General features: G+C 60.5%; 16 protein-coding genes. 8 read left to right on the top strand and 8 right to left on the bottom strand.

Annotated elements, in window-relative coordinates; genetic code table 11:
* Position 1 precedes the first annotated feature (1 nt).
* The 4 genes from Q7F16_RS16505 to rluB all read left to right on the top strand — a co-directional run bounded on the left by Q7F16_RS16505 (position 2) and on the right by rluB (position 4,007).
* On the top strand, positions 2-631 hold the full coding sequence (locus Q7F16_RS16505) for an L-threonylcarbamoyladenylate synthase (RefSeq protein ID WP_046062687.1): 630 nt from the start codon (positions 2-4) through the stop codon (positions 629-631).
* Positions 632-763: 132 nt separating this feature from the next.
* Positions 764-1,462, top strand: a complete 699-nt coding sequence (locus Q7F16_RS16500; protein ID WP_172898801.1) for a segregation and condensation protein A — start codon at positions 764-766, stop codon at positions 1,460-1,462.
* Positions 1,463-1,473: 11 nt separating this feature from the next.
* The gene (gene scpB / locus Q7F16_RS16495; RefSeq protein ID WP_409556063.1) at positions 1,474-2,421 is read left to right on the top strand and encodes an SMC-Scp complex subunit ScpB; all 948 of its coding nucleotides are present in this window, start codon (positions 1,474-1,476) and stop codon (positions 2,419-2,421) included.
* 350 nt (positions 2,422-2,771) lie between these two features.
* On the top strand, positions 2,772-4,007 hold the full coding sequence (gene rluB / locus Q7F16_RS16490; RefSeq protein ID WP_046062576.1) for a 23S rRNA pseudouridine(2605) synthase RluB: 1,236 nt from the start codon (positions 2,772-2,774) through the stop codon (positions 4,005-4,007).
* Between the two features lie 225 nt (positions 4,008-4,232).
* On the opposite strand, the gene Q7F16_RS16485 is transcribed toward rluB, so the two are convergent.
* Both Q7F16_RS16485 and Q7F16_RS16480 read right to left on the bottom strand, forming a co-directional pair.
* Complete coding sequence (locus tag Q7F16_RS16485) at positions 4,233-5,198, bottom strand: leucyl aminopeptidase (aminopeptidase T) (RefSeq protein WP_046062575.1); 966 nt, start codon at positions 5,196-5,198, stop codon at positions 4,233-4,235.
* Positions 5,199-5,291: 93 nt separating this feature from the next.
* On the bottom strand, positions 5,292-5,429 hold the full coding sequence (locus tag Q7F16_RS16480) for a hypothetical protein (protein ID WP_003178782.1): 138 nt from the start codon (positions 5,427-5,429) through the stop codon (positions 5,292-5,294).
* Between the two features lie 14 nt (positions 5,430-5,443).
* Between Q7F16_RS16480 and Q7F16_RS16475 the strand changes: the two genes are divergently transcribed.
* From Q7F16_RS16475 to arfB, 3 genes are all read left to right on the top strand, one after another.
* The gene (locus Q7F16_RS16475; RefSeq protein WP_046062574.1) at positions 5,444-5,668 is read left to right on the top strand and encodes a hypothetical protein; all 225 of its coding nucleotides are present in this window, start codon (positions 5,444-5,446) and stop codon (positions 5,666-5,668) included.
* Positions 5,669-6,086: 418 nt separating this feature from the next.
* The gene (locus Q7F16_RS16470) at positions 6,087-7,508 is read left to right on the top strand and encodes an amino acid permease (protein WP_046062573.1); all 1,422 of its coding nucleotides are present in this window, start codon (positions 6,087-6,089) and stop codon (positions 7,506-7,508) included.
* 267 nt (positions 7,509-7,775) lie between these two features.
* Positions 7,776-8,189, top strand: a complete 414-nt coding sequence (gene arfB, locus Q7F16_RS16465; protein WP_018604539.1) for an alternative ribosome rescue aminoacyl-tRNA hydrolase ArfB — start codon at positions 7,776-7,778, stop codon at positions 8,187-8,189.
* On the opposite strand, the gene Q7F16_RS16460 is transcribed toward arfB, so the two are convergent.
* The 4 genes from Q7F16_RS16460 to Q7F16_RS16445 all read right to left on the bottom strand — a co-directional run bounded on the left by Q7F16_RS16460 (position 8,186) and on the right by Q7F16_RS16445 (position 11,064).
* Positions 8,186-9,385, bottom strand: a complete 1,200-nt coding sequence (locus Q7F16_RS16460; protein ID WP_095974138.1) for an MFS transporter — start codon at positions 9,383-9,385, stop codon at positions 8,186-8,188. The two genes, arfB and Q7F16_RS16460, sit on opposite strands and share 4 nt — an antisense overlap.
* A gap of 102 nt (positions 9,386-9,487) precedes the next feature.
* Positions 9,488-9,718, bottom strand: a complete 231-nt coding sequence (locus tag Q7F16_RS16455; protein ID WP_409556062.1) for a hypothetical protein — start codon at positions 9,716-9,718, stop codon at positions 9,488-9,490.
* A gap of 37 nt (positions 9,719-9,755) precedes the next feature.
* On the bottom strand, positions 9,756-9,899 hold the full coding sequence (locus Q7F16_RS16450; protein ID WP_162893862.1) for a hypothetical protein: 144 nt from the start codon (positions 9,897-9,899) through the stop codon (positions 9,756-9,758).
* A gap of 142 nt (positions 9,900-10,041) precedes the next feature.
* A complete protein-coding gene (locus Q7F16_RS16445) occupies positions 10,042-11,064 on the bottom strand; it encodes a transporter (protein WP_014339833.1) in 1,023 nt (340 codons plus the stop codon).
* Positions 11,065-11,324: 260 nt separating this feature from the next.
* Here Q7F16_RS16445 and Q7F16_RS16440 point away from each other — a divergent pair, with 260 nt between their 5' ends.
* Complete coding sequence (locus tag Q7F16_RS16440) at positions 11,325-12,950, top strand: methyl-accepting chemotaxis protein (RefSeq protein ID WP_046062572.1); 1,626 nt, start codon at positions 11,325-11,327, stop codon at positions 12,948-12,950.
* Between the two features lie 80 nt (positions 12,951-13,030).
* On the opposite strand, the gene Q7F16_RS16435 is transcribed toward Q7F16_RS16440, so the two are convergent.
* On the bottom strand, positions 13,031-13,336 hold the full coding sequence (locus tag Q7F16_RS16435) for a PepSY domain-containing protein (protein ID WP_046062571.1): 306 nt from the start codon (positions 13,334-13,336) through the stop codon (positions 13,031-13,033).
* Between the two features lie 122 nt (positions 13,337-13,458).
* Positions 13,459-14,586 (bottom strand): glycerophosphodiester phosphodiesterase, encoded by a 1,128-nt coding sequence (locus tag Q7F16_RS16430; RefSeq protein ID WP_046062570.1) that lies wholly within the window; start codon positions 14,584-14,586, stop codon positions 13,459-13,461.
* Positions 14,587-14,789: the final 203 nt, after the last annotated feature.

The raw sequence follows: 14,789 nt of genomic DNA, 5'->3' as shown, positions 1-14,789 counted from the left end.
CGTGAGTCAATTTTTCCAGATTCATCCGGAAAACCCGCAAGCGCGCCTGATCAAACAGGCCGTGGAGATCATTCGTGCCGGTGGCGTGGTGGTCTATCCCACCGACTCCTCCTACGCCATCGGTTGCCAGATCGGCGACAAGAATGCCGTGGAGCGGGTCAGACGCCTGCGTCAATTGGACGACAAGCACAACTTCGCGCTCATCTGCAGCGACCTGTCGCAGTTGGGCCTGTTCGCCAAGATCGACACCGGCACCTTCCGCCTGCTCAAGGCGCATTTACCGGGGCCGTACACCTTTATTCTCAATGCCACGCGGGAAGTTCCGCGGCTGTTGCTGCACCCGAAAAAACGTACCATCGGCCTGCGGGTGCCGAGCCATCCCATCGCCCTGGCGCTGCTGGCGGAACTGGGTGAGCCGCTGATGAGCGTGACGCTGATCATGCCCGGCGAGACCGAGCCGTTGACCGATCCCTATGAGATGCGCCAGATACTCGAACATCAGGTGGACCTGATCATCGACGGCGGTTTCGGCGGTATGTCGGCGTCTACGGTGATCAACCTGGCCGACGGCGAGCCCCAGGTGGTGCGCGTCGGTTGTGGCGATCCGACGCCGTTCATGGTCGAGGCCTGAATGTCCGCCGTGGAAACCGCCGTGGACAGTGCCGACAGCCAGGCCGGTGCGCAGCAGGAGTTGCCGTTCGCCATGGTCTATGGCCAGGCGGTAATGGAAATGCCTCTGGACCTGTACATTCCGCCAGATGCGCTGGAAGTGTTCCTTGAAGCCTTCGAGGGTCCACTTGACCTGCTGCTCTACCTGATCCGCAAACAGAACATCAACATCCTCGACATCCCCGTGGCGGAAATCACCCGCCAGTACATGGGCTACGTCGAGTTGATGCAGTCGGTGCGCCTGGAACTGGCGGCCGAGTACCTGGTGATGGCGGCCATGCTCGCCGAGATCAAGTCGCGGATGCTGCTGCCGCGCTCGGCAGCGATCGAAGAGGAAGAAGACGACCCGCGGGCCGAGTTGATCCGGCGCTTGCAGGAGTACGAACGCTTCAAGGTCGCGGCCGAAGGCATCGACGGCTTGAGCCGGGTCGGGCGCGATGTGGTGGTGCCCAAGCTTGACGCACCCGAAGCGCGGGCGCGCAAGTTGCTGCCGGATGTAAGCCTGGAAGAGTTGCTGATGTCCATGGCCGAAGTCCTGCGCCGGGGCGATATGTTTGAAAGTCACCAGGTCAGCCGCGAAGCGCTGTCCACCCGCGAGCGCATGAGCGATGTGCTGGAGCGGCTCAAGGGCGGCGGTTTCGTGCCGTTCGTCGAGCTGTTCACCGCCGAGGAAGGACGCCTGGGGGTGGTGGTGACGTTTATGGCGGTCCTGGAATTGGTCAAGGAATCCTTGGTCGAGCTGGTGCAGAATGAGCCGTTCGCAGCGATCCACGTGCGGGCACGAGCCGAATAACGAGCAAATCAATGAATCTGACTGAACCCCGCGAGCTGGCCCCCTTGCTTGAAGCTTTCCTGTTGGCCTCGGGAAAGCCGCAATCGATGGAGCGCCTGTTCGAACTCTTCGAAGAAGGCGAGCGACCCGAGCCGGCCGTATTCAAGAAAGCCCTGACGCTGTTGGGCAAGTCCTGCGAGGGGCGGGCCTTCGAGCTCAAGGAAGTGGCGTCCGGCTATCGCCTGCAGATCCGCGAGAAGTTTGCGCCATGGGTCGGGCGCCTGTGGGAGGAGCGGCCGCAGCGCTACTCTCGCGCCATGCTCGAAACCATGGCGTTGATTGCCTACCGCCAACCGATCACCCGCGGCGAAATCGAAGATGTGCGCGGCGTGGCGGTCAACAGTCATATCGTCAAGACGCTGCTGGAGCGCGAGTGGATCCGCGTCGTCGGCTATCGCGATGTGCCGGGCAAACCGGCGATGTTCGCCACCACCAAGGCCTTTCTCGATCACTTCAACCTGAAGAACCTGGATGACCTGCCGCCGCTGGCCGAGCTTCGGGAGCTGGAACCCGAACCGATGCTGGAGTTCGACGACGCCCCGGTGCCCCAGGGCCTGCAGGAATTGGCCGATGCCAGTGCCGAGCCAGAGGAACCGAAGGAAGAGACCAGTTTCCACTCGTTGTTGCTGGAGCTGGACACCATGGAGGAGGGCTTGAAGACCGATTTCGATGACCTGCTGCGTGAGGGGCCGGGGCCTGAGGGTGAGTCGGATGAGTTGCCGGAGCCTGACAGCGAGTCGGAACCTGAGCCAGAGCCAGAGCCAGAAGAAGACATCCTCGGCGTTGCCCAAGCCCGGGAAAAACTGCTGGCCGCCGTCGCCGCCCTCCAGCCGCCGGAACCCGAACTGAGTGACGAAGAAGCCGAAGCCCGCGCCCTGGCCGAAGCGATCGAGAACGAACGGCGCCAGTTCGACGACTGATCCGATTTTTTGGTGATTGGACCTCCGCTATCGCGAGCAAGCTCGCTCCCACAGTGGATCTGCGGCGGTCACAGGAACCCGGTGCACCCCAATCCCTGTGGGAGCGAGCTTGCTCGCGATAGCGGTCTGACAGTCAACACCGGCAATCGCGAGCAGGCTCGCTCCCACATGATTCGTGCGCCGCACCAGTCGGCGGAAAAAGCGCCGGGCGTTCGTCGATCAGCTAGTCTCTGATGCGCAATCGCCTCAACGAGCGTATGATTCGCGACCCTTTGGCGATCCCTTCGTCGAAGACCCGTTTTCAAAGCGTCAGGCCAAGCCTGACCCGACCACACCGGGAGGTGCCCAGAATGAAAGACCAAGACCAGAACGACAGCCAGGAAATCGGCCCAGCAGGCGAGAAGCTGCAAAAAGTCCTCGCCCGTATCGGCGTCGGCTCGCGCCGCGACGTGGAAGCCTGGATCACCCAGGGCCGGATCAAGGTCAACGGCAAAGATGCCACCTTGGGCCTGCGTGTCGACATGCACGACGCCATCACCATTGATGGCAAGGTGATCAAGCGCGAAGAGGCCGCCGAAACGGTGCGCCGCGTGATCATGTACAACAAGCCCGACGGCGAAATCTGCACCCGTGACGACCCGGAAGGCCGTCCGACCGTGTTCGACAAGATGCCGCGTCCGAAAGAAGGCCGCTGGATCAACATCGGTCGCCTGGACATCAACACCACCGGTTTGCTGATGTTCACCACCGACGGTGAACTGGCCAACCGTTTGATGCACCCGTCCTACGAGATGGACCGCGAATACGCCGTGCGTGTGCGTGGCGAAGTCGACGACGAGATGATCGAGCGCCTCAAGGCCGGCGTTGTGCTGGAAGACGGCCCGGCGCGTTTCACCGATATCAAGCAGGCGCCCGGCGGCGAAGGCTTCAACCACTGGTACCACTGCGTGGTGATGGAAGGCCGCAACCGTGAAGTGCGGCGTCTGTGGGAATCCCAGGGGTTGGTGGTCAGCCGCCTCAAGCGCGTGCGTTTCGGTCCGGTGTTCCTCAATTCCGACCTGCCGATGGGCCGCTGGCGCGAAATGAGCCAGTACGAAGTCGACATCCTGGCCGCCGAAGTGGGCCTCAAGCCGGTAGCAATGCCGCAGATGACCGCCAAGAGCAAGGACAAGCTGGAGCGGATGCAGCGTAAATCCTCGCGCCCGATGGGCAAGACCGAGCGTGTGCGTACGCTGCGTCCGGCTGCCGAAGGCGCGCCGACCGGTCCGCGTCCTTCGCGCGAGCCGCAGATCGAAGGCGAACGCCCGGCCCGCAAGCCTGCACCACGTCAGGACGGCGAGCGTGGTCCACGCACGCCGCGTCCGGCCAATGGTCGCACTGAGCGCGGCGAAGGTCGCGGTGCTCCGGCTGGTCGCGGTACGCCAGTCGCCGATCGCCCGGCCGACACCAAGCGCCCGGCCAAGCCAGCGCCGAAAAAACGCCCGGGTATCATCCTGGCCGACCGCGATGCGCCATCGGGTAAACGCCGTGGTGCACCGGCAGGTTCGGGACAGCGTCCGGGGTTTGGGCGTCGTAAGCCGGAGTGAGGCAGCTGTGAGCTTCTAGCTGCAAGCTGCAAGAAAAAACGCCAACCGTTGGGTTGGCGTTTTTTTGTCTGGCTTTAATTGATGCGGTGCCGGTGAGTTCGTCATCGCGAGCAAGCTCGCTCCCACAGTTGATCTTCAGTGGATGGGAGATAGGTGTTTGACACCGTTCCATTGTGGGAGCGAGCTTGCTCGCGATGGCGATATCAGCCTTGCAGAAATCCCAGCCTAAAGCACAAACCGCCCATCAAACATCGGCTCGTTATCCAGCGCCAACATCCCCTTCTCGAAAATCAGATCCAGGTGATGGCTGCCCTTGGCCCCGCCGCCGAGCCCCAGGTGCAGGCCGCAATGCCGTTCTTCGAAACCGGCATTGCGGGCGTACAGGTTCTTGACCCCTTCGTTGGTGCCGATCCCCAGTTCCTCGATGCGACGGTTGGACGGGTTGGCGTCCAGGTATTTGTTGAAGTCGTGCTCCAGGCCCGGTACGTCGGTGGCGATTTTCTGGATGGTGGAGTCTTCGATCCACAGCTCCAGTGGCGATTGCAGCACGCCATATTTGCGCGCGAACGGGATGGTGCTCAGGAAGGTGCCGACGAAATTCACTCGGCCATTGATGGTGTCGCTGTGGGTGGCGATTTCGCCGGGGGCCAGGTCGTAGTTGCCGAGGCCGTTGATGTCGGTCCATTTTTTCACGCTGCCCAGGGCGGTGTCGAAATACGAACCGTGGTCATCCTGGAAACTCAAGGTCGTCGCCTGGGACATGCGCCGGATCAGATGACTGTTGAGCCCGGCGATACGCTGGGGAATCACGCTGAAGGTGTCGTAGAAGTAGTCGCCGTAGTCCTTGAACAGCAGTGATTTCTTCCAGTTGTCGGCCATCACGCCTTGCAGCGCGCGGACAAAGTCCGGGCCGTCGGGGCGAGGGTTGGGCAGGGTGGAAGAGTCGTAGAAGAAAATATACAGATCACTGTCGGCAATGGCCTTGGACAGGCGTTCCGTGGGTTCAAGGTCCAGGCGCATGGCACTGAACCGGAAGGGCGAGCCGCTGCCAGCCTGCTCGGCAATGGCGCCGGTCAGCGCTTCGTAGTCAGCGGTATGGCCGAGCAACACCTTGGCGGGCTGGATGCCGACCAGGGCGGGATGGTGTTCGAGGTAGTAAAGGAAATGTGAGATGGCTCGTTGTGTGTCCATGCTTATTCTTCCCTGACAAGTTCATTTAACGTCCCTGACAGCCGGCAACTAGTGGCGGAGTCGACCGGCCGGATCGCCTCCGCCGGGCGGTGCCTACAGAGGCCACATCGCCGTGCCGAACGGAACGACGGCGTCGGCCTGCATCATTTCAACGGCGGCTTCATGGGTTGGGGCTTCAAACCATTCGTCCAGTTGCAGTTCGGTTTCCAAGTCTTTGTCCAGTGCTTGCATAGTGAATCTCCTAGATGACTTTTACGGAAATTTGCGGCTCGATTCGGCGAATGGAACAGGCCGGCAACGGCACCGCAGAACTTGTCGGCACGATGCCTTGGCAAGTCGCTGAAAACCTAGTCGAGGGATTTTTGGATTGCAAAAAAATAATTTTATTTTTTTTGTTTGAACTTTTTGTTCCATTTTTTACGACGACATTAGTCATTCAAAAACAGCTGCCTGGGTGCTTTTTTAAATAGGTAGCTACCTACCGTCAATTTGCAGTCAGCCTACGGAAATTTCCTCTTTGGAAAGTTTGCGTTACGCGGCGTAAAGGAATGCTGACGATTTTTGCCTTGTGAACGGGCCTCTGTCGGCGTTTCGGATGGCTGTAAGAAAAAGCTGCCGAGGGCACCGGTTTGACGAGTTTTCTGATACTTCGCAGCGCTTGTTTCAGGCCAACGGGAAGGGTCAGATGCGCGCCATACCTGAAGTGCGGGGTGAGACGCTGATCCGGTGGTGTCTGGCAGCAGGAGGGCCGCAGTGTACAATGCGCGGCGTTTTACTGTGACCCTTCGCGTACCCACGCATTTTCAAGGTTATCCGCCTTGTTCACTCCGCCACGTCATAAGCGTGTCGGGTTCGATTTCGTCACAGATAAAAACAAATAGGTGACGCATGACCGTTGTAGAAAATACGCATTCGGGCGAGCTGAAACGCGGCCTGAAAAATCGCCACATTCAACTGATCGCCCTTGGTGGCGCGATCGGCACCGGCCTGTTCCTCGGCTCGGCGGGGGTGCTGAAATCAGCCGGCCCGTCGATGATCCTGGGCTACGCCATCTGCGGCTTCATCGCCTTCATGATCATGCGCCAGTTGGGCGAAATGATCGTCGAAGAGCCGGTGGCCGGTTCCTTCAGCCACTTTGCCCATAAGTACTGGGGCGGTTTCGCCGGCTTCCTGTCGGGTTGGAACTGCTGGATTCTCTACATCCTGGTGGGCATGTCCGAGCTGACTGCAGTCGGCAAGTACATCCATTACTGGGCCCCGGACATTCCGACCTGGGTGTCGGCGGCAGCGTTTTTCATCCTGATCAACGTCATCAACCTGGCCAACGTCAAAGTCTTCGGCGAGGCCGAGTTCTGGTTCGCGATCATCAAGGTCGTGGCGATTGTCGGCATGATTGCCCTGGGCAGCTATTTGCTGGTCAGCGGCCATGGCGGGCCGCAGGCGTCGGTGACCAACCTGTGGTCCCACGGCGGTTTTTTCCCCAACGGCGTCAGCGGGCTGGTGATGGCCATGGCGATCATCATGTTCTCCTTCGGTGGCCTGGAAATGCTCGGTTTCACCGCAGCCGAGGCCGACAAACCGAAAACCGTGATCCCCAAGGCCATCAACCAGGTGATCTACCGGATCCTGATTTTCTACATCGGTGCGCTCGTGGTGCTGTTGTCCCTGACCCCTTGGGACAGTCTGCTGACCACACTCAACGCTTCCGGCGACGCCTACAGCGGCAGCCCGTTCGTGCAAGTGTTCTCGATGCTGGGTAGCAACACCGCGGCGCATATCCTCAACTTCGTGGTGCTGACCGCCGCGCTGTCGGTGTACAACAGTGGCACCTATTGCAACAGCCGCATGTTGCTGGGCATGGCCGAGCAGGGCGATGCGCCCAAGGCCTTGTCCAAGATCGACAAGCGCGGCGTGCCGGTGCGTTCGATCCTCGCGTCGGCGGCGGTCACGCTGGTGGCGGTGCTGTTGAACTACCTGGTCCCGCAGCATGCGTTGGAGTTGCTGATGTCGCTGGTGGTCGCGACCCTGGTGATCAACTGGGCGATGATCAGCTACTCGCACTTCAAGTTCCGCCAGCACATGAACCAGACCCGCCAGACGCCGCTGTTCAAGGCGCTGTGGTACCCGTACGGCAACTACATCTGCCTGGCGTTCGTGGTGTTCATCCTGGGCGTGATGCTGCTGATCCCCGGCATCCAGGTATCGGTCTATGCGATTCCGGTATGGGTGGTGTTCATGTGGGTGTGCTACGTGATCAAGAACAAGCGTAGTGCCCGGCATGAAGTGGCTGTGGCGGCTGCTGCCAAGTAGGTAATCCTGAGATATGACAAACCCGGCCAAGTGCCGGGTTTGTCGTTTCAGGCAAGACACAAATCCTGTGGAAGCAAGAACTCTGGGAACAAGGTCTGTGGGAGCAAGGCTTGCCCGCGATGCAGTCACCTCGGTGCAGCTGATGGACCGAGGCGATGCCATCGCGGGCAGCCTTGCTCCCACAGACCAATTCCACAGGTCAGGCTCTCGCAATCTTCATTCCGGCTGTTTCGGGTATCCTGTGGGTCCTGATACCGGACACTTTCCATGCTGGTCATTTCCAACACCGTGCACATCCCGGACGCCGAGATCGAGCTGACGGCCATCCGCGCCCAGGGGGCAGGGGGGCAGAACGTCAACAAGGTCTCCAGCGCCGTGCATTTGCGCTTCGACATTCCGGCCTCGTCGCTGCCCGAGTTCTACAAGGAGCGGCTGCTGGCCCTGCGCGACAGTCGCATTACCAGCGACGGTGTATTGATCATCAAGGCCCAGCAATACCGCACGCAGGAACAGAACCGCGCCGATGCCCTGGAGCGCCTGACCGAACTGATCCTCAGCGCCACCAAGGTCGAAAAGAAGCGCCGTCCGACCAAGCCGACCCTGGGTTCGAAAAAGCGTCGCCTGGAATCCAAGACCAAGCGCGGCTCGATCAAGGCCGGGCGCGGCAAGGTGGACTTCTAGCTTTTCTCCCGTTCCTGGCGATGCCTTGGCGCCTGTCGGTACAGGTAGACGCTCAATGCCAAGCCGCCCAGGGCCGCCAGTGCGGCGAACAGAAAGATCGAGGCAAAGCCGAAGCCGGCGGCAATTGCACCGGCCAGCGGTCCGGTGATCCCCAGCGACAAATCAATGAACAGTGAATAAGCGCCCACCGCCGCCCCGCGGCTGGAGGCCGGCACCAGGTTGACCGCTTCCACGCCCAGCGCCGGAAACACCAGGGAAAAGCCGAAACCGCTCAACGCCGCGCCCGCCAGGGCCCAGTGGGCATCCGGTGCGAGCCACAACAGCAACAGGCCGAGGGTTTCCACCGACAGGCAGGCAATCGCCACGCGAAAGCCGCCCAGACGGTTGATCAGGTTGCCGAACAGCAGGCGCGCGCCGATGAAGCTGGCGCCGAACAGGCTCAGGCACAGCACGGCGTTGTCCCAGTGCTGGGTGGCGTAGTACAGGGTGATGAAGGTCGCGATGGTGCCAAACCCGATGGAACCCAGGGCCAGGCCGCAGCCGTGTGGCAGCACACGTCCCAGCACGTGCATGAACGGCAGGCGTTCGCCAGTGACGATGGGCGCGGCGGTTTTGCGCCAGGCCAATGCCAATCCCAGCAAACCGAGCAAGATAATGCTCACGCCCATGCTCCACAGTCCCAGCGCATTGACCAGCCACACCCCCAGCGGTGCACCGATCGCCAGCGCGCCGTAACTGGCGATACCGTTCCAGGAGATCACCTTGGCGGTATTCGCCGCACCGACCCGGCCGATGCCCCAGCCAATCGAACCGGAGCCCACCAGGCTTTCCGCGCTGCCGAGCACCAGGCGACCGATCAGCAGGCTGATCAGGCTGAACGTGGGCAGGTGGGGCGTCCAGGCAGACACCAGCATGAACACACCGCTCAGCCCGCAGCCGGCGAGGCCGAACATCACCGCGCGCTTGCTCCCCAGGTTATCGATGATTCGCCCGGCGTAAGGACGACTGAGCAGGGTGGCCAGGTATTGCACGCTGATCACCAACCCGGCGATTACCGCGCCGAAGCCCAGTTTGCCGTGGACGAACCCGGGCAGCACGGCAAGCGGAATGCCGATATTCAGGTAGCCGATGAATGTGAACAGGACGATGGAAACGACTTGCAGCGTGACCGCCAGGGGGCGCTGGGAATCTGACATGGGGAAGAGGTCCACGGAGCAGCTGGATAGATAGGCTGCTTATGATAACGGCGACCGTGGGGTCAGGGCGGGGAAAAGTAAAACTATTTGCCCAACGGTGGTTCAGCTGTCGTTCTCACCGCTGACCAGGCGTGTGGTCACCAGTGCGGCGATGGCATTTTCTTCGCTGCCAAAACGCGCCAGCAGGGCCGCTTGTTTCTCGGCAGGAAGACGGGTCCAGATATCGACCATTTTTTCGGCAGTTCCGATCAGCACGCTGGCCTGGGCTTCGCTGAAGGGAGGGATGTCATCGGTCATGGAGGGCTCGGGATTCAGGCAGTGTGGAAAGCGCATCTTAGCGCTTTCCACACGGTCTGGTGGTGCGGGTCAATCAGTCTTCGCTGTCGGCCTGGCGGCGTTCAGTGGCTTCTTTTGGCTCGGGTTGCTGGGCGTCTGGTTGCCCCCCGGCTTGTAGCGTGGTCGTCTGCTCAGTGTCGTGCAGGCTTGGGAAGGGGAGATTAGGGATCTCGTGCATATCGCGCTCCTCGCAAAGTCTGTGGATAGATCTGGTAGATCCGCGCTTTTACAAAGCCTGGGCAGGATACAGCAGGAGAAATGACAAAAAGACTTTTAAATCCCGTCGGGCCGACAAAAGGGATTGTCTAGACACGTCATGTTCAATAGTCACCTCGCTTGCGAAATGCCCAGCGGCCGGCAATCAGCGTGAAGGTTGCGACCAGCGCCACCAGGATCCAGAAGCCTTCGGGATCGCTGGCAAGCGGCACGCCACCGACGTTCATGCCAAAGAAACCGGCAATGATGTTGATGGGCAACGCCAATACCGTGACCACCGTCAGGGTGAACAGGGTGCGGTTGCTTTGTTCGTTGAGGTTGGCGGCGATTTCTTCCTGGAGCAGCTTGATCCGTTCACTCAACGCGGTGAGGTCGTTGATGATCAGGGCGAACTCCTCGGTGGATTTGCGCAGCTCCTTGACGTCTTCTTTCTGCAACCATTGCGGCGGGCGGTTGAGCAGACGTAGCAATGAGCCCGGCTCCAGGGCCAGCAAGCGCTGCAAGCGCACCAGCACCCGGCGGTTGCTGCCCAGCTCGGCGCGGTTGGTGGACAGGCGCGAGGACAGCAACTGATCTTCGACCTGGTCGACGCTCAGGCTGGTCTTGCGCACGATCTGGGTCAGCACTTCGCCCTGGTCGCGCAGCAAGTGCACGAGTAATTCCACTGGCGAGCGAAAGCACTCGCCGGCCTTCACCGACGAGCGCAGCTTGTCGACCGAGTGCAGGGGTTGCAGCCGCGCGCTGACGATCAATCGACTGTGAACGCAAACCCACAGTGTGGAGACATCCGAGGACACCATGTTGCTGAGGTTGAACACGACATCGTTCACCACGGCCAGCAACGCCGAGTCGACATGCTCGATGCGGGTCGAGCGCGAACCTTCGTGCAAGGCTTCGAAAAACTCCTGGGGCAGGGCCAGGTGACCTTTCATCCAGCGCTCGCACGCAGCGTGGGCCAGGTTCAAGTGCAGCCAGAGGAATTCATCCGAGTCTTGCGGGTGTTGCAGGCTCCGTAAGGCCTGGGCCGAATCGATCTCCTGCCCGCGTTCGCCGGGGCGGAAACGAAACCCGTAAAGCAGGCCGAACAGGTCCGGATCGCGGTGGCTTTGATCGATGCTGTGGTTCATGAAGTCTCGCTGGCGGGAAGTGCCTGTGGCGGCTACAGGTTCACTTGAACGCCATCTTCGCAAGCTTTCTTGATGGTTTTGTGACCGCTCTATTCGCGCCGTCAATCCGGGCGCTACCGGCAGTCGCCAAGGTTCAAGAATGCCCCTGGCAGGCCGATGGTATGTGCATATCCCCCCCGTATTGGGGTTGCGACGCGGTGTGTTGCGGACATGGAGGTCGGGACGTCGTTCCTGTTCTCCCTGCTTAGAGATTGCTCCCCATGATTCTACAAAAATCCCTTCGAGCCCAGATTCTCGCCCTGTTGAGCGGCAGCCTGCTGGCGATGTTGCTGATCGCCCTGGCGTCCTTTCATTTCCTTTCCAATGGTGTCCAGAACTATCGCAACCTGATCGATGGACCGTTGCGTGCCTCGCAATTGATCGACGAGGCCAACCTGCAGTTCAAGGTGCAGGTGCAGGAGTGGAAAAACGTCCTGCTGCGCGGCAAGCAGCCGGCGGACCTGGATAAATACTGGAAGCAGTTCGAGGAACGTCAGCGTGATGTCCAAGACATCCTTGGCCAATTGAGCGGGCGTGAAGGTGTGCCGGCGCCAATCAAGACCCGCATCGTGGCCCTGCGCGATGAGCATCGTCAGTTGGGTGCCGCCTACCAAAAGGGCCGTGACGCATTTGTCGCCTCCGGTGGCGATGCGGCGGCGGGTGATGCGGCGGTCAAGGGCGTGGACCGTGCGGCCAGTGAGCAAATGAGTGCGCTGGTGGTGGAACTGCGCAAGCTGGCCACCGAGCAATCGACGCTGATCAGTGCCGGTGCCGATCGCACGATTATGCTGGGCACCGTGATCATGCTGGTGTCGGGCGTGCTGATCGGGTTGTTCAGCCTGTGGCTGGTCAATCGCAACCTGGTTCAGCCGATCCGTAACCTGATCGACTACGTGACCCGACTCAGTCAGGGGCGTTTCGCCGAGCGTGTGACGAGCAACCGTCAGGACGAGCTGGGCAATCTGGCAGTCGCGGCCAACACATTACGTGATTTCCTTGCCGAAACCTTTACCCGCCTGCAACGCAGTGCCACGGAACTGGACAGTGCCAGCGGTGAACTCAACGCCATCGCCAGCCTGATGAGCCAGGGCACCAGCGAGCAATTCGAACGCACCGATCAGGTGGCGACGGCGATGAACGAAATGTCCGCCACGGCCCAGGAAGTGGCCCGTCATGCCGCCGACGCGGCGCAGGCGGCCGATGACGCCGATCAATCGGCGCAACAGGGCGGGAAGGTCATGCAGGGGACCATCCACACCATCACCCGGATGCGCGGCGAGATCGCCAACACGGCCACGGTCATCCGTCAGTTGGAAACCGACAGCGGGCGCATCGGCAAGGTGTTGGAGGTGATCCGCGGGATCGCCGAACAGACCAACCTACTGGCCCTCAATGCTGCCATCGAAGCCGCGCGGGCTGGTGAGGCGGGGCGCGGTTTCGCGGTGGTCGCCGATGAGGTCCGCAGCCTGGCCCAACGCACGGCTTCGTCGATCATCGAGATCAACCAGATTATCCAGACTGTACAAACGGGTGCGGTGGACGCGGCGCACGCCATTGAGAGCGGGCAGTCGCGCAGTGAAGAAAGTGTGGAGCAAGTGACCCAGGCTGGTGTGATGCTCGAACGCATCACCCAGGCTGTCGAAGCGATTCGCGACATGAACCGCCAGATCGCCACGGCAGCCGAAGAGCAGACTTCCGTGGCCGAAGACATTTCCCGCAACCTGACGGAAATCACCTGCATTGCCAGCACTAACCTGGACAATGTGCAGCGCACCGAAGCGGCCAGTCGGGATTTGCACGGCTTGTCGGGACAGTTGAATGAAGTGACGGCGCGGTTGAGTGCCTGACGGTCGTTCGCGACAGGTATTGATAAACGCAAAAGAGCCGCGCAACCCTAAGGTTGCGCGGCTCTTTTTTTGCTGATGGATCAAGTGTCTTGCTTGTTGCTCAAGACTTTGCCGGTCGTGGCATCGAAATCAACATCAAACTCTTTGCCGTCGGCGGTTTTCAATTCGACTTCATATTCATAACCGTTGAAGTGGTTATCCAAGTCGGTGTCGGTGATGGTGGCGCCCGGGTGCAACTTCAGGGCTTCATCGTTCATCGATTCAAGGGGCTTGATCTTGCCTTCCTTGACCAGCTGAGGAATCTGATCGACGCGAACATCCGCCTGGGCGAGGCCAGCAGTCAGGGTCAGGGCAGCAGCGGTAAACAGGGCAGTCAACGTTTTCATGAGTTCTTTCCTTGGTGTTGTTAAGGGTGAGTCGTTTAAGTGGGCTCAGATTAACTGTGGCAACTTAATTCACCCTTAATTCGAAAAAACCTGAAGCAAGTTGCCTGGCAACCGTCTGCGACTCAGTAGCCGTTCTTTTCCAATAGTTGCACCACGCTGCCTGTCTCGGAACGCTGGAAGTACTTGAGCAACTCACTGGCACGATTGGTGAAGATACCGTCGACGCCGGCCTCCATCACTTTCTTGAAGTCCACCGCTTCATCCACGGTGTAGACATGCACCAGCAGACCCTGGTCATGGGTGTACTGGTTCATCCACGGCTGCACCAGGTCCGAATAACTCTGGCTGCCGCCACGGGTCAACGCCGCCGAAGGACCGGTGCCGATGGCGCCGTGGGCCTTGGCGTACTGGACCCACTGCTCGAATTCGGCCTTGTCCTTGGGTTCCTGCTTGGCGTAATAGGCGGCCTTGTCCGTTTCGCCGGACTCGGCAAACGTCACCTTGGACTTGGGCTCGATGTTGCCTTCGCCCACCCACAACAGCAGGATCTTTGGCACCTTCGGCATCTCTTTGTGCAGCAGTTCGAGGCTGCTCTTTTCAAAGGTCTGCAAGACCACTTTGCCCTTGCCCTGGCCGACACCGGTGGCACGCTTGGCCAGTTTCGACCCGGCGGGGCTCAGCCAACCGCGGTCCTGCAGTTTGTCCTTCAGGTCGCGTTCGATACCGGGGAACAGCTTCGGCTCCTTGGTTTCGATGTACAGCCCGGGTTTTTGCTGCGGGTTGGCCTCGGCAATATTGATCACTTCATCGAGGGTCAGGATTTTCAGGCCCACGAACGAAGGGCGGGCGCGATCCGGGTAGGCGGTGTTGAACCAACTGCCGGCATCGAGGGTTTTGAGTTCCGCCATGGTGAATTCGTTGGCGGTGCTGTCCTTGCGCTCGGGGAATTTGACCGCGACATCCGTGGTGCGCAGCAGGCTGTCATCATGCAGGACGAACAACACGCCGTCCTTGCTGCGTTGCAGGTCCAGTTCCAGGTAGTCGGCGCCCAGGTCGCGGGCCAGCTTGTAGGCGGCAGCGGTGGATTCCGGCGCGTCGAACGAGGCGCCTCGATGGGCGATGACCGCTGGGTGCGGAATGCCCTGGAGGGCTGCCAGGGCCTTGGGGCTCGGGGCCTCGGAGGCTTGGGCCTGGCCGAAGCCGAGCAACAGGCTCAGCACCAATGCGCTGCGGGTGAAGGTGACAGGCATGCTCGAAATCCTTTCGTAGGTGTGTGCAAAAACCTATCTTTTAACAACTGAACGCTGTCGGCGCTATCGCCATACCGACATAAACTTGTGCAAAGCAGATTTTTCCCACGCATTTCCAGGCCGCTTTGCAGTACCCTTGGCCGCACCAGTTTCCCCGGCAGAGGGAAACCTGAAACCATCGTTCACTTGCCTTGTGTGTAAAC

The sequence above is a fragment of the Pseudomonas sp. Lb2C2 genome (assembly GCF_052112205.1).
GTDB classification, from domain to species: domain Bacteria; phylum Pseudomonadota; class Gammaproteobacteria; order Pseudomonadales; family Pseudomonadaceae; genus Aquipseudomonas; species Aquipseudomonas kilonensis.
This window is presented reverse-complemented; position numbering and strand designations above follow the sequence as displayed.